The sequence below is a fragment of the Serratia sp. LSHTC3 genome (assembly GCF_057197125.1).
Map to the genome: position 1 here is coordinate 1,475,372 of NZ_JBXUNP010000001.1, position 26,213 is coordinate 1,501,584.

A 26,213-nucleotide genomic window follows, 5' to 3' on the forward strand; every position below is an offset into this window, starting at 1 on the left:
GTCACAAGGTATATTAGAAATGAATTACTGTTACCCCAGGTATAACCATGAATAATTTAAGGCGGCTGGATCTCAATCTGCTGGTGACGCTCGACGCGCTGCTGGCGGAGAACAACGTCACGCGCGCGGCGCAGCGGCTCAATTTCTCTCAGCCGGCGGTCAGCGTGCATCTCGCCAAACTGCGGGCGATCTTTGACGATCCGCTGCTGCTGCCCGGCCCGCGCGGCATGCGTCCCACCGCCAGAGCGGAACAGCTGCGGGAACCGCTGAGTCAGGCGCTGGCGGCGCTTGAGTTGGCGGTGACGCCGGCCACGCCTTTCGATCCTGCCGTGGCGACCGATACCTGGCGCGTTGCCGCCTTCGACTATGGCGAATCCACCATCGTGCTGCCGGCGCTACAGGGTTTGCGAACCGCGGCGCCCGGCACCCGACTGGCGGTGCTGGAAATCGCGCCGGCACGTCTCGCCAAACTGGCGGAACAGGGAGAGATCGATCTGGCGTTTCACACCCGCGAAGGCGCGCCGCCCGGTCTGCGTCAGCGCACGCTGTTCAGTGAACGCTATGTGCTGGTGGGCAGAGTCGGCCACCCCAAGCTGCATGAAAACCTGACGCTGGCGCAATTTTGCGAACTGGAGCAGGTGATGGTCTCGCCGGACGGCGGCGGCTTCTACGGCATGACCGATCGGGCGCTGGCGGACGTGGGGCTGACGCGGCGCGTGGTGCTTTCGGTGCCGCATTTTCTGTTCGTCATCTCCGTGCTGACGCAATCCGATTTGGTGGCGATGTTGCCGGAGCGGCTGGTGCGCAACCAGCCTCTATTGCAGCAGATCACGCCGCCGCTGGCGGTGCCGGGCTTTGAAATGACCATGCTGTGGCACGAACGATCGCATAGAGATCCCGCTCACCGGTGGCTGCGGGATCATATCCTGCGTTCCGTGTGAGCGGCTTGACAGATTAAACGGAAAAGCGCTTTTTGATTCTGTCGACCGGCGTGCCATCGCTGAGCGGCACCTGCAGCAAACGATCGTAATCGCGAAAGCCCATTTTTTGATAATAGGCGAGGCCGCCGACGTTATCCGCCCGAATGGTGGCGTTGATGTGCTTGAAACCGTGCGACTTCGCCGCCGCTAACGTTGCGGGAAACAGCGCGCTGCCGACGCCACGAACCTTCGGCGACAGGCGAGAGAAGGTGGCAATATCTGCGGTATCGGACGGCAGGGCATCGTCAACGCTCAGCGACTGGAAGCCCACCAACAGTCCATCCACCTCCGCGACCTGGCAACTCAACGCATTGTCGCCGCTGATGAACCATTCGCTGAATTCGGCTGGGGTGAGGGGCGTTTCTATCGCGGTCGTGCCGCCGGCGCTGATCACCTCATTCAATAACTGCGTCAGCGCTTCAGCGTCTTGCGGGGTTATCGTTCTGATCTTCATTGCGTTGCTATCTCCTCCACAGGGGGTTCAGGCGTAATGAATCTGCTGGAACCATCGACAGAAGATAGACGCAGGCGTCCGGCAATGAAATACCGGAACGTGCGGGACAAAAAACAGCGCGGGAAATTACATGAACAGAAAGCGGTCGGCCAACGGAACGCCGCGCTCGAGGCGTGGTGGCAGCGCGTCGTCGCGATCGTCAGGCTGGGCAGCCTGTGGCGCGACATCTTCGGCTTTTTCAATCATCAGCTCGCCGAGCAGGGCCAGAAAACGAGTGAGCTTTTGCATATTCCCTCCGGATCGGTGATTAGGCTAAGCGTGATAGTAATCGCCGCTAAACCGGATGGGAAAAACTTAAAACTCATATCCTAAGAACCGGATCGCATATCGCGTGACCGGGCGACGGTTGCCCATCGCCCGGTGAATAGCTTAGAAGGTGACGTTAACCTTGGCCCACAGGGTGCGGCCCGGTTCATTCACCGCGCTGTTGGCCGAATAGCCGAAGGCGCTGTTGCCCGCCAGGTTGAGGTGCTCGCTGTAGGTCTTGTTCAGGATGTTATCCAGACCGGCGCTCAGCTTGACGTTTTTATTCACCTTGTAGGCGGCGTTGGCGGAGAGCACGCCGAAGCCGGCGCTTTCGGCAAAGTCTTTGCCCACCACGTTGCCTTCGTTGATCGCCACGCGGTTTTGGCTGCTGACCAGACGCCACAGGCCGGTGCCGCTCCAGTCGCCGTACTCGTAGGTCAGCCCCAGGCGCGCTTCCAGCGGCGGGATCTGCGGCAGCGGGCGGCCGTCGCGGGTGTTTTTACCCCAGGAGTAGGCCAGGCTGGCGTCGGTTTTCCAGTGTTCGCTCAGCTGGTAGCCCATGCCCATTTCGCCGCCCATGATGTTGGCGTTGACGTTGTCGGCCTGGCTGAGGCGCGCGTTGTGCGGATCGTATTTGAACAGGATGAAATCATCGACGCGGCCCAGGTAAGCGGAGACCCAACCGTTGAAACGCTTACCGTTATACTGCGCGCCGATATCAAGCTGCGTGGTTTTCTCGCTCTTGACGCTGGCGAACGGATCCTTGCTGCCGTTCGGGCCGAGCTTCGGCGAGAACAGCTCCCAGTAATCCGGGAAGCGCTCGGTATAACCGACGCCGGCATACAGCATCAGCGGCAGCTCGGCCAGCGTGTGCTCAAGGCGCATAAAGCCGCTCGGAAGGGTGTCGGAACGCTCCGCATCGCCGCCGTTGCGGAAGTTTTCCACCAGGGTGCGATCGAGACGCGCACCGCCGATCAGCTTATCCTGCTCGCTGGTGGACCACGTCAGCTCGCCGAAGGCGCCGTAGCTGTTGAACTGGGCGTCTTTTTCCCAGCTGCCGCGGCTCATGCTGCGGTGGGTGTTGGTTTGGGTGTCCAGGCCGCTTTCCAGCTTCACGTCCTGCCATTGCCAGGTGCCCATCACGCGGCCGCCGACGGTGCGGCGATCGAGCTGCATCGTCATGCCGGAGGACATCATATGCCCGCCATGGCCGCCCATGCTCATGCCGCCATGGCCGCCGTGCCCACCCATGCCGCCGCCGCCCGGCGAACGCAGGGTGACGTTGTCCATCACGTGGTTGGCGTAGTTGTAGTAGACCTGCGCTTCCAGCTTATCCAGCACCTCACCGATGTTGGATTTTTCCACCCGCATGCCCAGGCTTTCGCGCTTGAACTGCGAACCGTCCATGCTGCGGCCGGCATAGCGCGCTTCGCCGTTGCCGCGGCCCATGGTCACTTCCAGCAGCGTATCGTTGTCCGGCGTCCAACCGAGCGCCAGATCGCCGTTCCATTTGTCCCAGCGCGACGGCACGCGCGTATGGGTGCCGTCCTGATAGTCGTTGGAGCGGGATTTGTTGGCCATCACCCGCAGATAACCTTGTTCGGCGCCGAGGCTGGCGTCGATATTCTCGTCCCAGCGGCCGTTGGAACCGGTCAGCACGCTGGCGTTGCCTTTGACGCCCGGCTTGTCGAAGCGCGGGCGTTCACGTTCGAAACGCACGGTGCCCGCCGACGATCCCGGCCCCCACAGCACCGTCTGCGGCCCTTTGGTGATGGTCAGCAGATCGAAACTTTCCGGCGAGATGTAAGAGGTGGGCGCATCCATTCTCGATGGGCAGGCGCCCAGCATTTCCGAACCGTCGGTGAGGATCTTCAACCGCGAACCGAACATGCCGCGGAACACCGGATCGCCGTTGGTGCCGCCGTTGCGGATCTGAGAAAAGCCGGGAATGGTTTTCAGATAGTCCGAACCGTCACTGGCGGGCACCGGCTGGCGCGGAGTTTTCGGTGACGTCACGATGGTCAGCGGAGAGTAGAGTGGTGCGGTGACGGTGATCACGTCGCCATCATTAACCTGTGTGTCGGTAGGGTGCTGATGCGCCTGCGCCGCGTGGCCGGCCAGCAGGAACAGCGGCATGGCGGTGGTAATGGCGCGGGTGGCGGCGTTCTTTTTATAAACGGGTTTAAACATCATCTTTCCTTAAGCTAACTTTTTCCGTTCTTGGCCGAGGGATTATTCAGGCGTGGGGAGGCCTGGCGAAAATCACCATCGGTAAATACGGGGGTTAATTCCCTGAACGTGGAAATAACCGGGCTAATAATGTCGTCTCGATGATTAACCATTGGGCGAATTAATTCCGCCGGGTTGAAGCGATCAACGGCAATACAGAGAACGGCAATGGGCTTATTGTTAAATCAGAGGAAAGAGACGGGCGGTGCGCGCGGCTGTAATTCGGTGTGAACGACGTGGGCAAACAGGGGAACGAGATAGTGGATCGGCGGCGGGCGTGAAGCCAGCGGCAGGGACCAGAACAGCGGGGCGTGGCTCACGTCCAGCAGCGGCGCATGCAACAACAGCACGCAGTAGCCGCAGGCGCTGTCGTCCATCATCATCGCCATGTTGTGGTGGCCGCCCCCGTGCTGCATCAGCGGCTGCGCGGCTTTTTCAGGTTCAGGCGACGGCGAGTGCATCTCGTGATGTATCGGCATATCCATGCCGCAATCCGCCATGACGGTCGTTCCAGCACTTCCGGCGCGTACATGCTCCAGGGATCGCGAGATCACCGGCGCAATGAACAACATCAGAATGGCAAACATCCCTAACCAGGCGGCGGCCCGATTTCGCGATGCATGGGGCTGAATTAACGACACAATCAACCTAAAAAAGGGTTAACACAGGGTAGGGAATTGTACTGGTTTATGTCGAAATGTTAAAACCTTTTATTTCTGGTCAACGGCCTGTTGATGAATATATTATCGGACAAGCGCGTTAATTCTGACCAAAGGCTATTTTTTTGCGCTAATAACGTGACGGGGATAATATTAATGACGGAAAAACTGGCGAGCACGATTATTCCGCTTTATGACGAACATGCCGCCGCCTGGGAACGCCTCAGGCCCATCACGCTGTTTGAGCGGCCGTGGCTCGACCGCTTTTTACAGCTTACCCCGGCCAATGCGCGGCTGCTCGATCTCGGCTGCGGCAATGGCGCGCCGATCGCCGCCTATTTTATCGAACAAGGGTATCGAGTCACCGGCATCGACGGTGCGCAGGCGATGATCGCGCGCTGCCGGCAACGTTTTCCACAGCAGGAGTGGCGGCAGATGGATATGCGCCAGCTGAATCTGGCGACAAGATTCGACGGCCTGCTGGCCTGGGACAGCTTCTTCCATTTGGCGCGCGACGATCAGCGCCGCATGTTTCTACTGTTCAGACGGCACGCCAAGCCGAATGCCGCATTGATGTTCACCAGCGGCCCTGCAGACGGCGTGGCGATCGGCAATTTCGAAGGCCAGCCGCTGTTTCACGCCAGCCTGGCGCCGGAGGAGTATACGCGCTTGCTGCAGGAGAACGGCTTCCGCGTGGTCGATCATGTGGTGGAAGATCCCGCCTGCGGGGGAAGAACGGTCTGGTTGGCGCAAAGCATTGAATGACAATGTCACGTGCAGGTTCTTCGGAACCTGCACGTTAACGTTATTTAGCGCTGACGCGCCAAACGGTGTTGCCCACATCATCCGCAATCAGCAGGGCGCCAGCCTTATCGACCGCTAATCCAACCGGTGCGCCATAGAGTTCCTTCTCGTCGTCGGAGACAAAGCCAGTGACCACCGCTTTGAGTTTACCGACCGGCTTGCCTTGCTCAAACGCCACGTAGCTGACCCGGTAGCCGTTCAGCGGCGAGCGATCCCAGCTGCCGTGCTCGCTGACAAAAGCGCCGCCGCGATAGTCGGCCGGCAGAGCGCTCGCGGTGTAGAACAGCAGCCCCAGCGGCGCGACGTGCGAGCTGAGGGCGTAGTCCGGCTTGATAGCTTTCGCCACCAGATCCGGCCGCGCCGGCTGTACCCGACGATCGACGTGCTGGCCGAAATAGCTGTAAGGCCAGCCGTAGAAGCCGCCGTCCTGCACCGAGGTCAGGTAGTCCGGCACCAGATCGGCGCCGATCTCGTCACGCTCGTTGACGATGGCCCACAGCTTGCCGCTGTGCGGTTCCCACTGCAGCCCGGTCGGATTGCGCAGGCCGCTGGCGAAGATGCGGCTGGCGCCGGAGGCGGTGTCCACTTCCAACACGGCGGCGCGCCGGTACTCTACGGCCAGGCCGTTTTCGGTGATGTTGCTGTTGGAGCCGACGCCGACATACAGCTTTTTACCGTCCGGGCTGGCCAGCAGGGCCTTGGTCCAATGATGATTGATGGTGTCCGGCAGATCGGCCAGCTCTTTACCCGGATCGCTGATGCGCGTTTCGCCCGGCTGATAGGCGTACTGCATGATATTGCCGGTGTTGGCCACATACAGGGTGTTGCCAATCAGCTGAACGCCGAACGGAGAATCGAGCCCCTCGAGGAAGACATGCTTTTCCCAATTGCCGCCGGCGGTTGGGCGCAGCAGGGTGATGCGGTTACCGCCTTTTCCCCCTTTACCTGACTTGCCCTTAACCAACCCGGCGATCAGCTGCTTGGGCGTGCTGACCGCTTCCGTGCCCGGCCCGTTGGCCTCCACCACCAAAACATCGCCGTTGGGCAGGGTAAGCAACTGACGCGGGTGCAGCAAACCGTCTGCCACCTTGTCAATTTTCAAGCCTTCGGCGACTTTTGGCATCTGGTTTTGCTGCCAGCCCACGCCCTTTGGCACCTGCATCGGCGGCATCAGGAAGTCTTGCGCCGCCGGCAACGCCGGATCCGGCCCCATTTGTTGTTCCGGCGAAATGACGGCGCTGTTATCGCAGCCGGCCAGCGCCAACACGGCCGAAAGCGCAATCGCAATGGATGATAGCTTCATGAAAACCTCCTTATTTTGCGCGGGCGCTCACGGCCAGCAGAATGTTGGCGAAGCTCAGCAGCGCGACCACGATCGCAGACAGCACCAGGCCTTGCGGCACCACGGCATACGCATCCCGGCTATGCACGAAAGCGTTGATAATGGCAAGAACGATGGCCAACAGATTCAGCCAGAAATGGAGCTTGACCGATGAGCCCTGTAGCCGGCCGCTGCCGAACCACACCTGCACCAGGTTAATCAGCCGGGGAATAATGGCAAAAATCAGGCCGATGGCGATCAGCCAACTGGCACCATTGACCCATTGAATATTCGCCGTGCAGGCATAGATGATGTCGAAAATGAGCGCCGCGGTAAAAAATCCGTAGGGTATCGGATTGAGCCATTCATAGACGGCCACCGCGGCCGCTGAAGGCCTTGCTGTCGTTTGCGTGGTCATACGGTTATCTCCATGAAAAATGATAGATAAAAAAGGCGTTGGCCCCTTAAAGCTTTGTTCAGATTCACCGATTTGAACAATTTTGATTCTCATTTTTAGCATGCGATGTTAAAACCGAAACCGTCACTACGGCATTATCAATGGCTTAGCCACATCTGGAGGAAGGGCATGAGTGTAGAGCGCGTTCAGCGATTTCTGGCCGAGCACGCACCGGAGACGACGGTGACGGTGCTGGCAAAGAACACCGCAACGGTGGCGCTGGCGGCGGAAGCCTTTGGCGTGGAGGGCGGGCAGATCGCCAAGACGCTTTCGTTTCGTGTAAACGACGGCGTGGTGCTGCTGGTGATGGCGGGAACCGCCAGAATCGACAACAAGAAGTACAAGCAATTCTTTGGCGTAAAGGCACGCATGCTGCCGACGGAGGAGGTGGAGGCGCTGACCGGCTATCCGCCCGGCGGCGTTTGCCCCTTTGCCGCACCGGCAACGGTGAGAGTTTACTGCGATCGCAGCCTGTGCAGCTACAGTGAAGTGCTTCCGGCAGGCGGCAGCGATAACTCAGGCGTGAGAATTGCGCCGCAGCGGCTGGCCAGCATCACCGGAGCAGAATGGATTGACGTGACGGGGTAACTTTAAGTGACGATGTCACAATTGCGTTATGTTAAATCCAATGCATTACCTCGTGATTAATATGCTGTTTTAACTGGAAAAATCACTAGTCCATCGAATTGTGGCAAACTGCCTCGATATTATGGCCATCCGGGGCGATCACAAATGCCGCATAGTAGTGGGCATGGTAATTGGGCCGTAAACCGGGCGCGCCATTGTCTTTGCCGCCGGCTTTTAGCGCGGCGTGGTAGAACGCATCGACCTGCTCACGGCTGCTTGCGACAAATGCCAGGTGTAGGTGCGCCGGCTTTTCGTCGGTTTGAAACAGGCACAATGACACATTACCCCGATCGGGACAAAGTTCGACGCCATAGCCGGGCTCGCCTTCAGCAACGATTTTTACGCCCAGCGGCGCCAGCGCATTGAGGAAAAACGCTTTGCTTAGGGCAAAGTCGCTGACGCCAAATTTCACATGATCAAACATGGAGAGGCTCCTGGAGCGAGGAAGAATGTTTCCATTCAGTATAGCCAACGCCGTGGTGGGCGCCGAAAGCAATGAAACGCGCGCCAATGCGCATTTGGCGTGCAAATACTGCCCGCTTAAATGACGCGTTTGGGAGAAATCTGCAGTATCGTAGCCGCCACGTTTTATCAGATTTCACGTAGCGCGATCAAAAAAGCAGGGGGTTTTTTGGCCAATACCGGCAGGTATGCGCCATTGGAAACCATGCCCGGTCATCATTATTGGAGTGGAAAATATCAGCGCGCATCATCACGATCCCAACGATTGATATATTGCTGGAGGTTGAAAGTCTGCCGGCGTTGGATAGCTTGAATGACAGGATGCGTGACATGGGATATACGCCGCGAGCGAGAACGGCATTGCCTGCAGGCGTTACGACATCAAGGGAAACGGCAAACGCACGCATCACGTGCATGCATTTATTGCTGGAAGTGAACAGGCGATCTGACATTTGGCGTTCAGAGATTATCTGCGCAAGCATTATGCTGTTCTCAGCAATACAGGGCAATCAAATACCAGGCAGCAGAAGACTGCCGGCAAAATCCAGTGGCTTATGGCCGGTTGAAAAACGAATTGATTCAACGGCACGAGCAGTTGGCGCTGGCCTGGTTGGCTACAGGAGAAACCCCATGAATCAGGCCTGGACGGTATAATCCACATACCTGCATATAGGTACGCATAATGTATATTATGTTAAATTGAATTACTGGATACGCACCGGGGTTATCCTGCCCGTCCTTTCTCACCTCACCTTCAAGGCTTTATCAGGCGGATATCCTTTTTTATGTTTAAGCCCCCATCTCAGTTTAACCCTTAGTCGGCGTACCTTGATGAAACCGCATCTGCCAACCTGCCTTGGCTGTCAGAAGCCAAATCGATGAACGTTCGGTGCAACGAACGGCGTGGCCCTGCGCATCACGCTGAAAACTTTTATACGTCAGCAACACGACGCCTTCGCTGATTTGCGCCAGCTTAAAACCTTCGGCAAAAATCTGCGGATGTTCAGTTTCCATTTCCAGCGCCGCAACGGTTTGGCGTTTGTCATAACGCAGCCCTGAACGACCAATCTCTTCAAAGTTTTCATGCAGCAATGCCGCGACGCGCCGCGGATCGCGCCGCACCGGCGGCTGATGCAGTTCAACCTCAAGCGCCTGGATTTGGCTGTGCCACTCTGCAAAATGGGTCAAAATACCCTCCTTTTTGATCGCGCTACGTGAAATCTGGCAAACTCCGGCAGTCAATCTGCACCAGAATGACACTCGTGAGACGTGAGACCTGATTATTCCCAGGACTCCTTCTCATAAGGCTTTTGCCAGTTCTTTTCCGTGACGGGCACGAGTTCCCCGTTGAACGTGTAGGTGCAACAACGGCATCTCACCGGCACATCTTCTGCGGTAAATGCCGGGTTCACTTTCTGCAGTATCCCGCGTTCATCGACACACAGTCCGCTGTAATAGCTAGATTCACCACAGCAGACATAGCTCCGCCAGTTTTTACGGTGCAGCGCCACCAGGTAAAAAATGGGTGCTGGTTTGTCCAATCGACTAACCGCTTCGCTATGTACTTCATTCCAGGGTTGGCCCACTTTACTGAGCAGAAATTGAAATAGCGGCGTGTAATCCATGCCATGTTGTATCCGCCCATGCATGCTTTCACGCAACGGCAACTGCTCATCGTCCGCCTGTTTGCCATGGCGTCCCCAACGGTATTCACCACCGCTGGCGATGGACCCTTTGGATGTAACACTTTCTCTTCTATAGAGTTTTTTCTTTGTATCGCGATGAGCTCTCATCAAGTCTCCAAAGTGACGCTGTCACCAAAAGAAAAAGCCTCACGCCTGTTTATCTCCCAAATGCGACCGCCGAACCCGCAATTCCCCGTGCCGCCAGGCGCCGTCTGCCGTGGCGCGATTGTCGATCAGGCGATTCAAGGCTTCTTCAACCAGCCGGTCGATGCGTTGGCTATAGCTGGTCAGCGCCCAATTGGCTGAGCCGGCCTCATCGATATCGTCGAAGCCCACCACGGCCATCGCGGACGACGGCGCCGTTTGCCTGAGCGCTTCGAGTGCCCCCAGCGCCAGCACGTCATTCTCGCAGAACAGCGCCTCAACCCGCTCGCTTTCCTGCGTTGCCTGCAGGTATTCGCTCATCAGCTGGAAACCGCGTTGGCGATCGTAGTGGCCGGCGGTGAGCACCCGATCCAGCCGAAAGCCGGCGGCCATCAGTCTGTCGCGGTAGCCTTCCATGCGCAGTAAATGGCTGCTTTGCGTGTCCGGCCCCTTCATGTAACCAAAGCGCCGATGCCCTTGTTCTATCAGCAGCGCAGCGATCTCTTCGCCGGCGCGGTAGCCGTCGATATTGACCACATCAATGTGTTCGCTTTCCGTATTGCGACATACCTGCACCAGCGGGATCTGATGCAGATCTTGCGCGATCGCCGCCCACTCTTTGGTTAACACCGTCGCCAGGAACAGAATGCCGTCGACCTGCAGCTGATCGGCCATCGCCATCACCGCCCGGTAGTTTTCCCCCGCGGTGATGTTCAGCAGCAGCGCCATATAACCGCGAGTTTGCAGCTGTTTGGTGACCATATCGAGCATCATCATCGAATGCGGGTTCTTCATCTCGTCGATGGCCACGCCAATGATGTGCGTGCGTTTTTGCGACAGGCTGCGCGCCAGCAGGTTTGGCCGATAGCCCAGCTCGGCCGCCGCCGCCAACACGCTATCACGCGCGCTGTCCGAGATCGACGCGCCGGGCGTAAAGGCGCGCGATACCGTCCATTTAGAGACGCCAGCCTTTTCGGCGACGTCGCTGGCGGTGGCTTTGTGGTGTTTTTTCATGGTTGCGTCGATCCCTGCTTCGGTGAAGTTAAACTATACCCTGCTCGCTCAGATCCCCTAAGCGCCTGCCGGCATATCTGCTGCAATTATGTATCGTTTTTGCACCCGATTGCAATTTGCTGTGCAACCGGGTGCAAAACGTAAAGAGTTTGTGATCGTCCGCGCTATTTTTACCTTCCCCCTGTTGACCAAATTTTATCCATGGCCGACATTCACGGTGGCATTCAGAGACTCATCGCCGTTTTTTCTTCTGATTTGCACCCGGTTGCAAAAACGCTGTTTTTACATAACACCTCTCTTCTCAACAGGATACCGTAATGAAAAAAACCAGACTGCTGTTGATGTTAGCCTGCTCGCTGTTTGTCGTGACCGCTCAGGCCAAGAGCTATCAGGTCGGCGTGGCGCTGGCCAATTTCGATCTCAACTTCGTCTCCATCCTGCGCAGCCAAATGGCGCGAGAACTGGCTGCGCAACAGCTGCAAGGCCAGTTCGTCGATGCCAAAGGCGATGTCGCCCTGCAGGTGCAGCAGGTAGACGATCTGATTAATCAGGGCGTGGACGCCATTATCCTCAACCCGGTTGATACGCAAGGCGTCCAGCCGATGATAGCAGCCGCCAAACGCGCCGCTATCCCCCTTATCTTCGTCAACCGTAAACCCGAAGTGCCGCTGAGCGGCGCGACGGCCTACGTCGGCTCCGATTCGGTGCTCAGCGGCCGCCTGCAGATGGAGGCCCTGGCGAAAAAAATGAATTACCGCGGCAACGTGGCGATCCTGATGGGCGCCCTCTCCAACGAAGAAACCCGTGAACGCACCCGCGCGGTGGAAGCGGTGATCGCCAAACACAAAGACCTGAAGGTGGTAGAGAAACAGACCGCCAAATGGCAGCGCAATGAAGCGGTCGACGTGGTCTCCGGCTGGTTGCTGAACGGCGTCCCGATCGATGCGATCGCCGCCAACAACGATGAGATGGCCATCGGCGCGATCATGGCGCTGAAGCAGGCCAAAAAGAACGGCGTACTGGTTGCCGGTATCGACGGCACGCCCGACGGCCTGCAATTTATCAAAAATGGCGACCTGGCGGTGACCATTTTCCAGGATGCCAAAGCCCAGGCGATCGGCGCGGTGCAAGTGACCCGAGCGATGTTGGATCGCGCCAAAACCGAGTCTTACAACTGGGTGCCTTATGCCACCGTGACGCGAGAAAACTACCCGCAATTTGCACAGATGAACCAGAAATAAACCGTTGCCACTCTCTTTTAAACCCGTTTTGCACCCGAGTGCAATACCACAATATCAGGAGTCAGCATGTTAAATGGTGAAAGAAGCATCCCTCGCCCGCTGCGTTGGGCGATGATCGGCGGCGGCCGCCTCAGCCAGGTGGGCTACAAGCATCGTTCCGGCGCACTGCGCGACAATACCGCCTATCGGCTGGTTGCCGGCGCTTTTGATATCGACGCGGCGCGCGGACGTGAGTTTGGCGTCAATCTCGGTGTGCCCGCCGAACGCTGCTATGACGACTATCAACAGCTGCTGAAACAAGAGGCCAACCGCGAAGATGGCGTTGAGGTGGTGACCATCGCCACCCCTAACGGCACCCACTATGAAATTACGCGCGCCGCGCTGAATGCCGGCCTGCATGTCATCTGCGAAAAGCCGCTGTTCTTTACCACGGCGGAGGCAAGAGAAATCAAGGCGCTGGCGGCGGAGAAAGGCCTGATCGTCGGGGTGACCTACGGCTTCTCCGGGCATCCGCTGCTGATGCAGATGCGCGCCATGATCGCGAACGGCGACATCGGCGAAATACGCATGGTCGAATTGCAGTACACCCATGGCTTCAACGCCAATGAAAGCGCGGACACGTTCGAGGCGCAAAAGTGGCGCGTCGATCCGAAAATCGCCGGCCCCTCCTTTGTGCTGGGCGACATCTCTACCCACACCTTCTACATCTCACAGCTGGTCATGCCCAACATGAAAATTGCCTCCCTGCTGTGCGATCGTCAGAGCTTTATCCCTTCCCGCGCCCCGCTGGAAGACAATGCCATGGTGCTGATGCACTACGAAAACGGCGCCGTCGGGCGCATGTGGGCCTCCGCCATCAACGCGGGCGCAATGGACAGCCAAAGCATCCGCGTGGTGGGCTCACGCGCCAGCCTCCAATGGAGTGATTCCACACCCGGCGAATTACGCTATGAGATCCAGGGGCGGCCCAGCCAGACGCTGCACCACGGCATGCCCTATCTGGACGACAGCGCCCTGGCGGAAGAGCGGCTCGGCGCATTGCATACCGAAGGGCTGGCCGAATCCTGGGCCAATATTTACCTCAAGTTCGCCATCGCCATCAGCGCCAGTCAGCGCGGCGATCGGCAGACGCTGGCCGCGCTGATCTATCCGGATATCGATGCCGGATTGGAAGGCGTGCGCTGGATTGAGAACTGTGTTCGTTCCGCCGACAACGGCGCCACCTGGGTTAATTACCAATAAGGAAAGCACCATGAAACTTTCGTTCTGTACCGACAGCCTGGGCCATTTACCCTTCGAGCCGATGCTGGATCGGCTGCTGGAGCTAGGGGTGCGCGGTGTGGAGATGACCACCGGCGGTTGGTCCCCGGCGCCCCATCTGGATACCGAGGAACTGCTGGCCAACCCCGCCAAACGCCGGCGGCTGCAGCAAGCGCTGGCCAGCCGCGGCATGGAGATCGCCGCGCTCAATGTCTCCGGCAATCCGCTCGATCCGGGCGAGCTGGGGCAGCGTCATCTGCGCCAAACCGACAATACGCTGGAGCTGGCCGGCCTGCTGGGGGTGAAGAAGATCGTGATGATGAGCGGCCTGCCGCCGGCCAGCCCGCATGACACCATCCCCAACTGGATCACCTATACCGTCAGTTGGCCGCCTACGGTGAAAAACTGTCTGGACTATCAATGGAATGAGGTGGCGATCCCCTATTGGCAGGCGCTGGTCGCCCGAGCCAAAGCGTGCGGCGTCGAGCGCTTTGCGCTGGAAAACTTCAGCGCCATGCTGGTGTGGAACCCGGAAACGCTGTTCCGGCTGCGCGAGGCCGTTGGCCCAATGGTGGGCTTGAACCTCGATCCCAGCCACTTGATCTGGATGGGCGCGGATCCCATCGCGGTGGCCCGCGCCCTCGGCCCCGCCATTCACCATGTACACGGCAAGGACGTGCGCCTGGAGCGCGGCGTCGTCGAGATCAACGGGCTGCTGGAGACCAAACCGATCGACGAGGTAGCTGGCCGGGCCTGGAACTATGTCGCCGTCGGCTGCGGCCGGGATCTGCAGTGGTGGAAGGAATTCTTCTCGGTGGTACGCATGATGGGTTACAACGACTGGGTGTCGCTGGAAATGGAAGACTTGACCATGTCGGTCGATGCCGGCATCGACTCTTCCGTTCAGGCGCTGCAGCAGACGATCAGCCAGTAGCCTCAGGTGCGGCGGCTACGGTCGCTGCGCCCCCTTTCACGCCGGTTCACTCGCCCCGGCCGGCATTTGCCGCTGATACTGCGACGGCGACTGCGCCATCACCCGTTTGAAAGCGGTGCTGAACGCGCTTTCCGAGCCATACCCCAACGAGTAGGCGATCGACGCGACGTTTTCTTTACCGGCCCGCAGGCGATCTGCCGCCTGCAGCATACGCCAATGCGAGAGGTATTCCATGGCGGTGCTACCAACCAGCCCTTTGAAACGTTGAGCGAATAGCCGGCGATGCGGGCCAGCTCTTCCTGCGTCGAGTTGCACGCCGGTTCGGCGTGCATGGCGGCGATCGACAGGCTAATCTGGCGCAGTGGCGTGAACGCGGTGAGGATACTGCCTTCCCCGGCGCTGCGATGAACCCCGTTCAGGCGCTGTAATACCCACCTTTCAAACGGGCTGCCTATGTAGCCCTTCTGTTTTATGTGACGACGTCACATATGTCTTGCCTTCTGTCTCTGAGTCGGTCGTTTAAAATTAATTGCCAAAGCAACTGTTGCCATTTAACCTATATGCACTGTTTGCCGAGGTATCCCATGTCATCGAAAGAAAAATCCCTCTATGCCCTCACCAACGCCCTGCAACCGGTTCGCCGGGTGTGGAAACAGGCTGCGACGCTGGCGATCGCCAAATCCGGCATCTCCATGTCGTTGGCTACCGTCGTGGTTCTGGTGCATCGCAATCCGCAGGGCATCAATCAGCGCGATCTGGCGGAAGAAGTCGGCGTCAATCCCGGTGCGCTGGTGCGTCTGTTGGATCAGGCCGCCGCGTTAGGCTTCCTCGAGCGGCAGGAGTCGGCCGGCGATCGTCGGTTTAAAACCCTGCGCATTCTGCCCGCCGGCGCCGAGCTGGCCAAAAAGGTCGAAACCGCGGCCGATAAGCTGCGAGTCGAGCTGATGCACGACGTGCCGTTGGAAGATATTGAAACCGCCACGCGCATTCTGCGCCTGTTTGAAGAGCGCGCAGGCCACTATCTGCAACAGGCCGGCAATGAGCCATGAGAATCGGTAAACCGCAGCTGCTGTATGCCGTGAAACTGTTTATTTCCGCCATGCTGGCCTTCGCGCTGGCGGAAAGCATCGGCCTGCAAAATCCCTATTGGGCAATGGTGACCTGCTGCGTGCTGAGCAATCCGGTCAGCGGCGCCGTACGCGCCCGCGCCACCTACCGTTTTTGCGGCACGCTGTTCGCCGGCGTGCTGACGCTGGGCCTTTCGGCCTGGCTTAGCAACACGCCGGTGCTGTTGATCGTCGCCGCTGGGCTGTCATCGTCACTGATGCTGGGCCTCTCTTATCTCGATCGCACGCCGCGCGCTTACTTTTTCCAGCTGGGCGCCATCACCATGATGCTGGTCGCTATCGCCTACATCAATCACCCGGACACGATGTTCACCATGGTCGTCACGCGGGTGACGGAGATATGCCTGGGTATTTTGGCGGTGACGCTGGTAGACAGCGTGTTGTTCCCATCGTCGCTGGAGCCGGTGCTGCGCACGCGGCTGAAAGCCTGGCTGTCTGACCTAGCGCGTTGGCAGGAGGACAGCCTCGACGGTAAGGGCGGCGACGCCCAGACCGACGCGGACCGTATCCGTTTGCTGGGCGACATCGCCTCGTTCAATCAGATGATGACCACCCTTGGCTATGACAGTTCGGTCGATAAGCCCACCCGTCAGGCGGCGATTTCGATACAGCAACGCGTACTGCAAATCGTGCCGCTGCTCTCGGCCATCGGCAGCAGCATCGCCGCACTGCCGGTCGGCCTGCGCCCCCGCCTACAGCCGTGGCTGAATGAGGTTCGGCGGCAGGCCGTTGAACCCGCACCGCACGCTGCGCCCTCGGTGAGCTTGTTGCCCCCCGCAGCATCGCTGTCGCCGTGGGAAACGCTGATCGTCGACGAGCTGGCTGAACAGGTTGAGCAGTGGTTAACGCTGTGGGCCGAGGTACAGCAGTTGAACGCATTCCTGGACGGTGAGCCGCTGCCCGCGGCGCTGCAGGCGCAGATGATGCGCAGCCGCGTCTTCTCGCCGCCGCCGGATACCGGCATGGCGGTGCGCATGTTCGCCGGAATTTTGACGACCTACGCCCTGCTGTGCGGTCTCTGGTATTTCACCGGCTGGGAACAGGGCGCCAACATGGTGCTGATGGGGATCGTGGCTATCGCCTTCTTCGGCGCCGGCGACAATCCCGGCGCCACCATCGCCACTTTTGGCCGCTTCGCCACTATCGCTATGGTCCTCGGCGCCCTGCTCAGCTATGTGCTGCTGCCGCTGGCCGGGGATTACGGCAGTTTCCTGATCGTGATGGGGCTGTTTTTGCTGCCGCTCGGCGTGTGGGCGGCGAGCAACCCGTTGGCGACGTTGGCGATCGCCCTGTCGCTCAGCAACGTCAACTTTCAGGGGCACTATGCGCCGAACAATATGGGGTTGTATCTGGAAAGCACCACCGGCACGCTGATCGGCGTCTATTTCGCATTCCTGTGCGCCGCGCTGTTCCGGCGCTGGGGCACTGATCAAGTAGTAGCGCGGCTGATGCGGCAGGATGCGCAAGAGATGCTGCACCTCAATCGCCACATCACGGAGCGCGACTTACAGCGCTATCAGACCCGCGCGTTGGATCGCATCACCGCGCTGGGTAGCCGCCTGGCCGTCGTTGGGCAAGCCGATCGCAGCCCACAGCTGTTGATGCGCTTAAAAACCGGTATCGACCTGATTCGTCTGCAGCAGGCCGGCGGGCTCACTCCTGGCGCTTCGCCGAACGCCGGTCTGCCGGCGGCGTTCCGCCAACTTTCTCTGCACGCCGAGGCACCCTCCGAGCTGCTGGGCCAGATCGACGCCGGTCTGCAACAGGCCTGGCGGCAGAACGATCGGCGCGCGCTGCGGCCACTTACCCGGCTACGGCTGCTGCACTTCCCCACGGCTTTGCACTGGAATCCCTGACATGATCGGTGAAATCAACATTGACGGCGTATTCATCTCGCCCTTGCTGCTGTGCCTGGTGTGCGCGTTCTTCTCGCGCATGGCGCTTTCCTGGACGCTCAACGCGGTGGGCATCTATCGCTGGGTCGCGCAGCGCCCGCTGTTCGACACCGCCCTGTTTCTTATTCTGGCCGGGCTGTTTTTCCACGGCCTGAAATGGCTTACCACCCCCTGAGGCCCCCATGTTTCGTGAACGTACCCTTGCTCTGCTACGCCCCGCGCTGACCCTGATTGCCGTTTTGATCGCGGCAGGTGTGCTGTGGCAGCTTTATCTTTATTACACCTACGCCCCGCAAACGCGCGACGGCAAGATCCGCGCCGACGTGGTGCCGCTGGCCACGGACGTTTCCGGCAAGGTGGAGGCCGTGCACATTCACGACAACCAGATGGTGCATAAAGGGCAGCTGCTGCTCAGCCTGGACAAAGTACGGCTGCGCAACGCGCTGGATCAGGCCGAGGCCGCCGTGGAGCGCGCCAACGTCCAGTTGGCGTCATCCCAGCGCGAAAACCGGCGTTATCAGGCGTTGCAGTCGGCTATTTCACAACAGGAACGCGACAATCGCCGCGATGCCCAATCGCTGGCGAAGGCCAATCTGGATCAGGCCCTGGCGGATCGGGCGCTGGCGCGCATCAACCTGCAGCGCGCCGATCTCTATGCGCCGGTGGATGGCGTGATCACCAACTTCTCCCTGCGCCCCGGCGCTTACGCGAGCGCTGGTCAGCCGATCATGGCGTTGGTGGATTCCAACAGTTTCTACATCGCCGGATACTTCGAAGAGACCAAGCTGGGCCGCATCCAGAACGGTGACAAGGTGGTGATCCGCATCATGGGGGAACGGCAGCCGCTGTACGGCCACGTCGACGGGCTTTCCGCCGGCATCAACGACAGCGAGCGCACCACCGCCGCCGGCACTCTGCTCGCCAACGTCAACCCGACATTCAGCTGGATCCGTCTGGCGCAGCGCATCCCGGTGCGCATCGCGATCGACACCGTTCCCCACGGCGTCGAGCTGATCGCCGGCCGCACGGCGACGGTCAGTCTCAAGGATAACGGGGAATAATCCGCCGCTAACCGTATCGATGGGCTTTATGGCGTGATGGCCAACTTAATCACGCCATCGCGTTTCTCCGCGAACAACGCGTAGGCCTCTGCGATATTCTCCAGCCGAAAGCGATGCGTCACGAACGGCCGGAGATCCAAACCGCCATGCTGGATGACGTTCATCATTCTGCGCATCCGCTCCTTGCCGCCCGGGCACAATGCCGTGCGAATAGTATGATCGCCCAACCCATAGGCAAGTGCACTCACCGGCAGATGGAGGTCTTCGCTATAAACGCCAAGGCTGGATAAGGTGCCGCCGGGTTTTAACACCCGCAGCGCTTGATTGAAGGTGGCTTGCGTCCCCAAACACTCGATGCTGGCGTCCACACCACGCCCCGCCGTAATCTTGAATATTTCATCAATCACATCGGTTTCCTTGTAATTCAGCAAGACGTTTGCCCCCATCTTTCCCGCCATCATCAGCTTTTCGGGAGAGCTGCTGATGGCAATAATCAGGCTGGCGCCCTGCAGACGAGCGCCCGCAGTGGCGCATAAACCAATCGGCCCCTGGGCGAAGATGGCCACCGTGTCACCAATTTTAATGTTGGCATTTTCCGCGCCTTTAAAACCGGTAGACATCACATCCGGGCACATCAGCACCTGTTCATCCGTCAGACCGTCCGGTATGAGCGCCAGATTGGCTTCAGCATCAGGCACCAGTACATATTCAGCCTGGGTACCATCGATAACATTGCCGAAGCGCCAACCCGCCGTGGCTTTATATCCGTGGCAACGGCATTCCGGCAAATAGGCTCCGTCTTGGGCAGGAAATCCATCCTGGCAGGCATAGGATGTAAAAGAGGGGCAAATGGCGCCGGCCAACGCCCGCTGCCCTTCATTAAAGCCTTTAACATTGCTCCCGAGCTTTTCTATAATCCCAACCGGCTCATGACCCACGGTCAATCCGTGAGGCACGGCATATTCGCCCTTAAGAATATGAATATCGGTACCGCAGATTGTCGTCGTGGTTATTTTGAGCAAAGCATCGTTGGGGCCAGGAGAAGGAATCGGCTTTTCAATGAGTTCTATTCTCCCCCTGTCGATAAAGGCGGCGGCTTTCATCATGCGCATGGTGGAAGATCCTTTGGTTTCTGTCGAGGTAATTACAAGAAAGAATAATCAAAACGGTTATTTTTTCTATTTTAATTTCTTGTGAAGTAATCACTTTCATCAATAGTTCCAATAGCGAAGTAAAATAATAAATATAATTAACCGAAGAATTAACCCCACCCCGACAAACTATTTACCTTCATATTTTCGAGTAGAGCATCGCTTAAGAAAAGAATGGTTAACACCCTAGCGAAAGCCGCATAATTTCTCTTTCTAAATACCCTGCGCTAAGCGAAAATATGCGTTATCTGATTGATAGAACATGCAGGAAACGCCATGTCACGATTCATCCTCATCCCGCTGAGCCTGGCACTTGCCGGCTGCGCGCCATTGCAACCTGATGGCTGTGAAAAAGCCGGTGCGGTGAACGATTGTGTCTATGCCTGGCGTGCAGGCAGCAATGTTCCAGCGGCAAAGCAACCACCTAATCTGGGATGCGACGGCCAAGTCTTTTATGAGCGGCCATACTATTCCGCCTCTGCGAAGGCTGAAAAACGTGAAGGCGAAGTGAGCGCAACGTTTGATGTTGATGATAAGGGTAAAGCCAGAAATATCGTACTAACGGGCACCCCGGAGTTCTATCGCGACACCAAAAGCGCTATCGTACGCAGCTGCTGGATACCAGGCAGCGTTAATGAAACAGCGTTGTTTACTTTTAAACTCTCTGGTGATGCTGAAGCCAACCGATAAGCGCAGGATTGGTTCCCTTGCAACGGTTGACTTAACGGGTGTCGGCGGCATTCGCCGCCATTACAACATCCACTCGATCGGCAGCCAGCCGGCCACGGTGAGAACGATGCGTTTTACCCAGCCGGCGCCGGGTTCTTGCTGGTGCACCTCGGTGTGGCCGTCTTCGAAGGCTTCGTTCCACACCATTTTACCCTTGGGCGTCAATGTCGGCCGATAGGCAGCGTACTCGAGCGGGCCATCAAACAGTTGGCGGGTGTCGGCCGCCAGCGTCGGGCTGTCGATCAAAAAGCCCATTTCGCAGTTCAGGTGCGCCGAGCGCGGATCGAAATTGAACGAACCGATAAACACCCGCTTATCGTCGATGGCGAAGGTTTTCGCGTGCAGCGCCGCGCCGGACAGCCCCAGCGGTTTGAGCTCCTTGCGCCCCGTCGGTTGGCCGGCGCGCAATTTCAGCTCGAACAGCTCGACGCCCGCCAGCAGCAGCTCACGTCGGTATTTGGCGTAGCCGGCATGGACCACCAGCACGTCGGTGGTGTTCATCGCGTTGGTCAGCACACGGATGGATTTCCCCTGTTTGGCAAGCGATTCAAAAAAGCTCGCCCCTTCCCGGCCCGGCACGAAATAGGCGGAGACCAGCTCCAACTGCTGGTTGACGCCGCCGATGATCTTGCTGAGCTGCGTCACCATCAAACGATCGCGCGACGCTTTGCCCAATCCCTTCGCCGGATCGTCGGCCACCAGCTCGACCTGGGTGAATTCCGGCTGCACGGCACCATCGCGAAAGCGCACCGCACTGGTTTCCAGCTGCACCGCCAGTTTGCGGGCCCGGTCACTGCTTTCGGTCGCGGTGGCCTGCGTCAGGAAAGCAGAAAGATTGCCTTTGCCTCGGATAATTTGCTCAACGCCAAACACCGAAGCGCTGTTCCAGTAGCGATCGAAGACCTCGGCGGTTTCCGCCACCACGTTACCGACGCTCAACACGTCGAGATCGAGGAAATAGTTTTCGTCGCCGACCTGGAAATACTCGTCGCCGATGTTGCGGCCACCGATGATCGCCACAGCGCCATCGACGATATAAGACTTGTTATGCATTCGCCGGTTCATGCGCATAAAGTCAAAGGCGTAGCCGGCCAACTTCGGCGTGCGCACGGTTGATGGGTTGAACAGACGGATCTCGACGTTTTCCTGGGCGTTCAGCGCCGCCAGGGTCTCGTCCATGGCGACGCCGTTATCGTCCAAGAGCAGCCGCACGCGCACGCCGCGCTGGGCGGCGTCATACAGGGTTTTCAGCAGGATCTGCCCGGAGGTATCGTTATGCCAGATGTAATACTGGGCGTCGATCGACCTTTCCGCCATTCGCGCCAGCGCCAGGCGGCTGGCGAATGCATCGTGGCCGCTGACCAGCGGCACCACGCCGCTCAGGCCGGGATGCGCCGCCATCAGTTCGGCGGCTCGCGCCGGCAATAGCGCGGCAGGATCCGCCGGCAACGCCGCCTGCGGCAGACGCTGCGAAATATCCGGCAAACGAAAGAGGACTCTTGCCGCAATAATGGCGACCGTCACGGCGAGAATCAGATACACGACAATTTTTATCACGGGACGCGGCCTCGGAAGTTGACTGCTTTGCTTTATACGTCATTAGGTTGCTTCAATCTATAGGAGAAGCGCGCTATGCCATAAGGCTATAGCGTAAAGCGCGAAGGCGAAACGCCAAACAGTTTTTTGAACGCCACCGAATAGGCGCTGTGACTCTCGTAACCGCTTTCGAAGGCGGCGTGGATGATCGAGTTGCCGGCCAGCAGCAGCGGAATGGACGACAGCAGCCGCAGGCGTTGTTTCCACTGGCCGAAGGTGATGCCGGTTTGTTGGCTGAAATGGCGTTGAAAGGTCTTTACGCTGATCGACAGTGAATCGGCCCAGGCCTCAATACCGCGTTCGTCGGCCGGCGTGATGACCAACTGCCGGCAAATTTCGGCCATTCTCGCCTCTACCGGCCAAGGCAGATGCAGCGCCAGCTGCGGCTGCAGGCTCAGCTCCTCCAGGAACAACGCTCTGAGCAGCGCATTGCGTTTGGTCTCCGCCCCTTCAGGCGCCAGCGTCGCCAACTGGGCGATCAGTTCTCGCAACAGCGGTGAAACCTGTAATACGCCGTCGCGCAGCGGCAAACGCGCGGCGGTGATTTCATCGACCAAAATCCCGTAAACGCAGATGTTGCTCTGCATGACGATCTGATGTTCTACCCCCGGCCGCAACCAAACCGCGGTGGTGGGCGGCACGATCCAGCGACCGCTGCTCGCCTCGACCGCCATAACGCCCTGTTGCGAATAGAGCAAATGACAGCGTTTATGCGAGTGGTAAGGAATGACGAAGCCCGCCGGATAGTGTTTCACCAGCCCCGTCACCTCGAACGAGGAATTTTCGTGGCTGCTGAGGTCAATGCGTTTCGTTTCGGCGTTGTCGACTTCGAATCCCATGATCGTTTGTCCCTTTTGATAACGCGAATGTCTTTTATTTGATAGAGGGAGCGCATGATCCTCCATATAGTGACGTTCTCGCAAGCCACACCAGGGGCCTTATGCGAAGAAACTCACTATTTACACCAAAATTTCATCGTTCTGCGTAAAACGGAGGCGATGACGTTGCGCATGCGCTGCGCGATGGCGGCTCGTTGCGGGGGCGACGCGGCCGAAAGTGATGGAGAGGGAAAGCGCGGTGGCATAATCAGGAGGTGTACGCATCAATCAGCAGGTAGCTCGGCCTGGGGGACGGCTTACTGCTGAAGGGATAGGGAGAGCGCCTAGGCTCTCCTCCATCCAACGTTGTTATCTCATCAACGGGCCAACTCGGCGCCGTCCAGCTCGGAAATCGCCAGACAAATCACTTCCGTGATGGCCTGTACCGTATAAGCGGTATTGGCAGGAATGATCAACATCTCATGGGGTTGCAACGTCTGATCGTCAACCTTCAGTTCACCGCTCAGCACCATCAGTTTCACCCAGCCCGGATGAAAACGCGCCGGTTGCCGGCTGCCCGCATCCAGCTTCAGCAACGCCGTATGGCCAGGCGTCTCCCGTTTCAAAATGTGAAAGTGTACCCCATCGTAAGGCATGTTTTCGTAATGCAGTGACGCCAGTGTTCTCTTATGCATGGTAAGTGTCCTCGTGACCGGTGAGTAGCTGCTCCGCCTTCGGTCGCCGTAGAAACGATTGGCGGCTGTCCCTACCGAAAGCACAGGCTCGCAGCCTCTTGGCGAACGGATTAACTGTCGTACTTGCAGCGGCCCGATCGACCGCCGTTTCATGCCTAACCTGCCTCAGGCATGCTAATAAATATATAAGAGCCTCGCCGACGGCGCAAAAAACCGCTGCAACGTTGAGCGCATTACGGTGTGAATCCGTAGCCGGAAAGATTATCCAGCAGCCCGATCAGTGAATCGCGCCGGGCGGTAGCCGCGAGGAATGGCGGGATTAACGCCGTGCAGCAGCTCGTCGCTGACCAGCCGACCCAGCGTCGGAGCGCACATCACGGCCGGATGCATCACCGCCACATAGAGACAGGTGGCGCCCAGCGGCCCGAGGATGGGATAACCGTCGCGCGGCCTGGGGCGCAGCCCCACCGAACACGTCTGCAGCTGCAATGGCGCCGAGCCGTGCAGGCGGTTTTGAATCGCCGATCGCGCGTCCTCTTCCACGTGTTTGACATCGCCGCCAGCGGGATAATCCTCCGCCGCGAGCAGATCGCCATTTTGTGCATGACGCACTTCGATGTCGTCGCCCGCAATCAGCGTGTTCACCGCCTGCGCCGCCGCGTGATAGCGCAACAAAATTGCCGGCGACGCCTCGATCGGCAACGAGAATTCGCTGCCGTCCAGCAGCGCCGAGATCCCCGTGCCGCAGGCGAGCACGACCCGTTCGGCGGCTATCGCGCCCTCATCGGTAACGATGCCGGTTATCTGCCCACCGGCGTCGCGCAGAAATCCGCTGACCGCACGTCCCAGAAGCAACTCGCCGCCCAACGCGCCTACTCGTTCGAGCAGCCGCTGTGTCACCTCTTGCGGATCGACCGCGCCATCGCGCGCTGCAAAATAGGCCTGGCTATCGGGCCGCCCGAGCGCCGGCTCCAGCGCCATCACCTCGACTAAGGACAGACGCCGATTGTCGGGGTTTTGCGTAGCCGGTGCCTGACCATAGCTGAGCGCGCCGGACCAATTCACCCACAATTCCGGGATCTCCTGCGTCAGGCGCATCCAGTCAGCCACGATCTCGCGTCGCAGAAACGCATCGGGAGCGCCCTCTGGCACGCCTTCGCTGATCCAGCCGAACGAGCTGCCTGTGGCCCCCGCCGCAGGATACGCCTGCTCAACGACGATAACGCGCTGCCCCTGACGCGCAAGATGATAGGCGATCGATGCCCCGACAATCCCGGCGCCCACGATAACAATGCGTGATGATGTTCCATTCATTTAATGATGCCCGTGCCTCATTTCAAATGTTGTCGCCAAAGCAGCCATGCCGCCAGACAGGCTAGCCCGCCGCCGCAGGCCAGCACGGCGTAAGACGCGCCCCAACTGTGGGTGGTATCCATCACCACGCCAAAGGATAACGGGGCGAACGAACCAATACCGAACCCCAGCAACGATCGCCAGCCCATCACGCTGCCCAGCTGTTGCGGCGGCACGTTGTCCGCCATCGCAGCCGACAGCACGCCGGAGTCGCCGAGGATGAAGAAACTGCCGATGCTGACGAGCAGCAGCGTCCAGCCCGGCCCCCAGTTCGCCGACCACCCCATCAACAGCGAACCCAATGCGCCGGCGGCGCCCATAAACATCAGCACCGACGCGCGATTGAAATAGTCCGAAACGGTGCCGACAATCAATGTAGCCACCATGCCGGCCAGGTGGATCACCGCCGCGACGATCAATCCGGCGCTGAGCGGATCCAGAGAGAAGCCGCTCAACGCCTCGCTGACCAGGCTGGGCGCCCAGGCCCAGTTGCCGAGCAGCTCCCAGCTGTGGGCGATATACCCGATCAGCAACAGCAGGGTCGCGTAGGTGATAGCATAGCTTTCACGTTTCGTCTTCCTCCCCAGCGTGCGCGGTTGCGGTTCCCGATAACCGACCAGGGCCAACGATCCCGCCAGCGCTCCCAGTAACGCACCGGCGGCACACAGCGAAAACGCCACGCCGGCGCCCCAGCGCGTGGCGCTCCAACCGGCGATGAAAACCGACAGAAAATACCCCAGCGAACTGGCCGCCAGCACCATGCCGATGGCATAACCGCGCCGCGCCGGGCCGTTCATCCCCATCGCCAACAGCAGCGCCGGCGTATAAGCCCCGCCCTGCGTCAAACCGACGAAGGCCATCAACACCAACGCGCCGAGATAAGAATGGGCAAATACGGCGAACAGCATCAACGCAGCGGCGCCCAGCCACGAGAACAGCAGATAAACCCGGCGGGCGCCCAACGAATCACACCACCAGGAGGCCACCAGCAGCGCCAGGGCGTTGGTCAGGCTGAACACCGTCTGCACCGTGCCGGCCGAAGCGGCGTCGAGCTGCCACTCGCTCCTGATGGTCGGCAGCGCGCCAGCGAACATCATGGTGCCCAGGCAGAGGCCTGCCCGGCTTACGCAAAGCAGAAAGAAAGCTCGCATCTCAGCGCCGCCTCACTGTCCATCGATGGGTGAGGATGACTCGACTAACACGGGCGACAG

At 59.1% G+C, this 26,213-nt stretch carries 29 protein-coding genes; 11 read left to right on the forward strand and 18 right to left on the reverse strand.

Going from position 1 to position 26,213, the window contains the following annotated elements; genetic code table 11:
- Positions 1-47: 47 nt before the first annotated feature.
- A complete protein-coding gene (locus AC2CGI_RS06955) occupies positions 48-941 on the forward strand; it encodes a LysR family transcriptional regulator (RefSeq protein WP_076741243.1) in 894 nt (297 codons plus the stop codon).
- Positions 942-954: 13 nt separating this feature from the next.
- On the opposite strand, the gene AC2CGI_RS06960 is transcribed toward AC2CGI_RS06955, so the two are convergent.
- The 4 genes from AC2CGI_RS06960 to AC2CGI_RS06975 all read right to left on the reverse strand — a co-directional run bounded on the left by AC2CGI_RS06960 (position 955) and on the right by AC2CGI_RS06975 (position 4,556).
- Complete coding sequence (locus AC2CGI_RS06960) at positions 955-1,434, reverse strand: GNAT family N-acetyltransferase (protein WP_019455372.1); 480 nt, start codon at positions 1,432-1,434, stop codon at positions 955-957.
- A 126-nt stretch (positions 1,435-1,560) separates the two neighbouring features.
- Positions 1,561-1,722, reverse strand: coding sequence for a hypothetical protein (locus tag AC2CGI_RS06965; RefSeq protein ID WP_019455371.1), 162 nt, complete (start codon positions 1,720-1,722; stop codon positions 1,561-1,563).
- A gap of 141 nt (positions 1,723-1,863) precedes the next feature.
- On the reverse strand, positions 1,864-3,930 hold the full coding sequence (locus tag AC2CGI_RS06970) for a TonB-dependent copper receptor (protein ID WP_076741244.1): 2,067 nt from the start codon (positions 3,928-3,930) through the stop codon (positions 1,864-1,866).
- Between the two features lie 224 nt (positions 3,931-4,154).
- Positions 4,155-4,556, reverse strand: coding sequence for a DUF2946 domain-containing protein (locus AC2CGI_RS06975; RefSeq protein ID WP_075201890.1), 402 nt, complete (start codon positions 4,554-4,556; stop codon positions 4,155-4,157).
- A gap of 228 nt (positions 4,557-4,784) precedes the next feature.
- Here AC2CGI_RS06975 and AC2CGI_RS06980 point away from each other — a divergent pair, with 228 nt between their 5' ends.
- Positions 4,785-5,393: a class I SAM-dependent DNA methyltransferase gene (locus AC2CGI_RS06980; RefSeq protein WP_004937922.1), complete on the forward strand. Its 609-nt coding sequence runs from the start codon at positions 4,785-4,787 to the stop codon at positions 5,391-5,393.
- A gap of 40 nt (positions 5,394-5,433) precedes the next feature.
- Here the strand turns inward: AC2CGI_RS06980 and AC2CGI_RS06985 are convergent, their stop codons facing one another.
- A complete protein-coding gene (locus AC2CGI_RS06985) occupies positions 5,434-6,735 on the reverse strand; it encodes a PQQ-dependent sugar dehydrogenase (RefSeq protein WP_075684930.1) in 1,302 nt (433 codons plus the stop codon).
- Positions 6,736-6,745: 10 nt separating this feature from the next.
- Positions 6,746-7,171 carry a DUF2231 domain-containing protein gene (locus tag AC2CGI_RS06990; protein ID WP_021503704.1) on the reverse strand — a complete coding sequence of 142 codons (426 nt, stop codon included), beginning with the start codon at positions 7,169-7,171 and terminating at the stop codon, positions 6,746-6,748.
- Positions 7,172-7,339: 168 nt separating this feature from the next.
- On the opposite strand from AC2CGI_RS06990, the gene AC2CGI_RS06995 reads away from it, so the two are divergent.
- Positions 7,340-7,798 carry a YbaK/EbsC family protein gene (locus tag AC2CGI_RS06995; RefSeq protein WP_076741245.1) on the forward strand — a complete coding sequence of 153 codons (459 nt, stop codon included), beginning with the start codon at positions 7,340-7,342 and terminating at the stop codon, positions 7,796-7,798.
- Between the two features lie 85 nt (positions 7,799-7,883).
- On the opposite strand, the gene AC2CGI_RS07000 is transcribed toward AC2CGI_RS06995, so the two are convergent.
- The 5 genes from AC2CGI_RS07000 to AC2CGI_RS07020 all read right to left on the reverse strand — a co-directional run bounded on the left by AC2CGI_RS07000 (position 7,884) and on the right by AC2CGI_RS07020 (position 11,142).
- Entirely contained in the window at positions 7,884-8,261 is a 378-nt protein-coding gene (locus AC2CGI_RS07000) for a VOC family protein (protein ID WP_015377890.1), read from the reverse strand.
- Between the two features lie 187 nt (positions 8,262-8,448).
- A complete protein-coding gene (locus tag AC2CGI_RS07005) occupies positions 8,449-8,781 on the reverse strand; it encodes a hypothetical protein (RefSeq protein ID WP_181409092.1) in 333 nt (110 codons plus the stop codon).
- A 325-nt stretch (positions 8,782-9,106) separates the two neighbouring features.
- The gene (locus AC2CGI_RS07010; RefSeq protein WP_076741246.1) at positions 9,107-9,487 is read right to left on the reverse strand and encodes a nuclear transport factor 2 family protein; all 381 of its coding nucleotides are present in this window, start codon (positions 9,485-9,487) and stop codon (positions 9,107-9,109) included.
- A 92-nt stretch (positions 9,488-9,579) separates the two neighbouring features.
- Entirely contained in the window at positions 9,580-10,092 is a 513-nt protein-coding gene (locus AC2CGI_RS07015) for a hypothetical protein (RefSeq protein WP_015377889.1), read from the reverse strand.
- 39 nt (positions 10,093-10,131) lie between these two features.
- Positions 10,132-11,142: a LacI family DNA-binding transcriptional regulator gene (locus AC2CGI_RS07020; RefSeq protein ID WP_076741247.1), complete on the reverse strand. Its 1,011-nt coding sequence runs from the start codon at positions 11,140-11,142 to the stop codon at positions 10,132-10,134.
- 317 nt (positions 11,143-11,459) lie between these two features.
- On the opposite strand from AC2CGI_RS07020, the gene AC2CGI_RS07025 reads away from it, so the two are divergent.
- From AC2CGI_RS07025 to AC2CGI_RS07035, 3 genes are all read left to right on the forward strand, one after another.
- Entirely contained in the window at positions 11,460-12,383 is a 924-nt protein-coding gene (locus AC2CGI_RS07025; protein ID WP_076741248.1) for a substrate-binding domain-containing protein, read from the forward strand.
- A gap of 66 nt (positions 12,384-12,449) precedes the next feature.
- Entirely contained in the window at positions 12,450-13,625 is a 1,176-nt protein-coding gene (locus tag AC2CGI_RS07030; RefSeq protein ID WP_049241000.1) for a Gfo/Idh/MocA family protein, read from the forward strand.
- A 10-nt stretch (positions 13,626-13,635) separates the two neighbouring features.
- On the forward strand, positions 13,636-14,577 hold the full coding sequence (locus AC2CGI_RS07035; protein WP_076741249.1) for a sugar phosphate isomerase/epimerase family protein: 942 nt from the start codon (positions 13,636-13,638) through the stop codon (positions 14,575-14,577).
- Positions 14,578-14,613: 36 nt separating this feature from the next.
- Here the strand turns inward: AC2CGI_RS07035 and AC2CGI_RS07040 are convergent, their stop codons facing one another.
- On the reverse strand, positions 14,614-14,892 hold the full coding sequence (locus AC2CGI_RS07040; protein ID WP_076741250.1) for a helix-turn-helix transcriptional regulator: 279 nt from the start codon (positions 14,890-14,892) through the stop codon (positions 14,614-14,616).
- Positions 14,893-15,161: 269 nt separating this feature from the next.
- On the opposite strand from AC2CGI_RS07040, the gene AC2CGI_RS07045 reads away from it, so the two are divergent.
- Genes AC2CGI_RS07045 through AC2CGI_RS07060 form a run of 4 tightly spaced genes read left to right on the forward strand, consistent with a single transcriptional unit; the run spans position 15,162 to position 18,660 of the window.
- A complete protein-coding gene (locus AC2CGI_RS07045) occupies positions 15,162-15,626 on the forward strand; it encodes a MarR family winged helix-turn-helix transcriptional regulator (protein WP_015377885.1) in 465 nt (154 codons plus the stop codon).
- On the forward strand, positions 15,623-17,560 hold the full coding sequence (locus tag AC2CGI_RS07050; RefSeq protein ID WP_076741251.1) for an FUSC family protein: 1,938 nt from the start codon (positions 15,623-15,625) through the stop codon (positions 17,558-17,560). The genes AC2CGI_RS07045 and AC2CGI_RS07050 overlap by 4 nt, the downstream gene beginning before the upstream one ends.
- Position 17,561: 1 nt before the next feature.
- Entirely contained in the window at positions 17,562-17,774 is a 213-nt protein-coding gene (locus AC2CGI_RS07055; protein WP_015377883.1) for a DUF1656 domain-containing protein, read from the forward strand.
- 7 nt (positions 17,775-17,781) lie between these two features.
- A complete protein-coding gene (locus tag AC2CGI_RS07060) occupies positions 17,782-18,660 on the forward strand; it encodes an efflux RND transporter periplasmic adaptor subunit (RefSeq protein ID WP_021503694.1) in 879 nt (292 codons plus the stop codon).
- 26 nt (positions 18,661-18,686) lie between these two features.
- Here AC2CGI_RS07060 and AC2CGI_RS07065 read toward each other — a convergent pair whose 3' ends face one another.
- Positions 18,687-19,772 carry an NAD(P)-dependent alcohol dehydrogenase gene (locus AC2CGI_RS07065; protein WP_015377881.1) on the reverse strand — a complete coding sequence of 362 codons (1,086 nt, stop codon included), beginning with the start codon at positions 19,770-19,772 and terminating at the stop codon, positions 18,687-18,689.
- 315 nt (positions 19,773-20,087) lie between these two features.
- On the opposite strand from AC2CGI_RS07065, the gene AC2CGI_RS07070 reads away from it, so the two are divergent.
- Positions 20,088-20,501 (forward strand): energy transducer TonB, encoded by a 414-nt coding sequence (locus tag AC2CGI_RS07070; RefSeq protein ID WP_076741252.1) that lies wholly within the window; start codon positions 20,088-20,090, stop codon positions 20,499-20,501.
- A 60-nt stretch (positions 20,502-20,561) separates the two neighbouring features.
- On the opposite strand, the gene AC2CGI_RS07075 is transcribed toward AC2CGI_RS07070, so the two are convergent.
- The 5 genes from AC2CGI_RS07075 to AC2CGI_RS07095 all read right to left on the reverse strand — a co-directional run bounded on the left by AC2CGI_RS07075 (position 20,562) and on the right by AC2CGI_RS07095 (position 26,153).
- The gene (locus AC2CGI_RS07075) at positions 20,562-22,097 is read right to left on the reverse strand and encodes a phospholipase D family protein (RefSeq protein ID WP_076741253.1); all 1,536 of its coding nucleotides are present in this window, start codon (positions 22,095-22,097) and stop codon (positions 20,562-20,564) included.
- Between the two features lie 86 nt (positions 22,098-22,183).
- Positions 22,184-22,975, reverse strand: a complete 792-nt coding sequence (locus tag AC2CGI_RS07080) for an AraC family transcriptional regulator (protein ID WP_004937878.1) — start codon at positions 22,973-22,975, stop codon at positions 22,184-22,186.
- A 356-nt stretch (positions 22,976-23,331) separates the two neighbouring features.
- Positions 23,332-23,649 carry a cupin domain-containing protein gene (locus AC2CGI_RS07085; RefSeq protein WP_015377878.1) on the reverse strand — a complete coding sequence of 106 codons (318 nt, stop codon included), beginning with the start codon at positions 23,647-23,649 and terminating at the stop codon, positions 23,332-23,334.
- A gap of 261 nt (positions 23,650-23,910) precedes the next feature.
- On the reverse strand, positions 23,911-24,963 hold the full coding sequence (locus tag AC2CGI_RS07090) for an NAD(P)/FAD-dependent oxidoreductase (protein WP_076741254.1): 1,053 nt from the start codon (positions 24,961-24,963) through the stop codon (positions 23,911-23,913).
- Positions 24,964-24,980: 17 nt separating this feature from the next.
- The gene (locus tag AC2CGI_RS07095; protein ID WP_242517183.1) at positions 24,981-26,153 is read right to left on the reverse strand and encodes an MFS transporter; all 1,173 of its coding nucleotides are present in this window, start codon (positions 26,151-26,153) and stop codon (positions 24,981-24,983) included.
- Between the last annotated feature and the right edge of the window lie 60 nt (positions 26,154-26,213).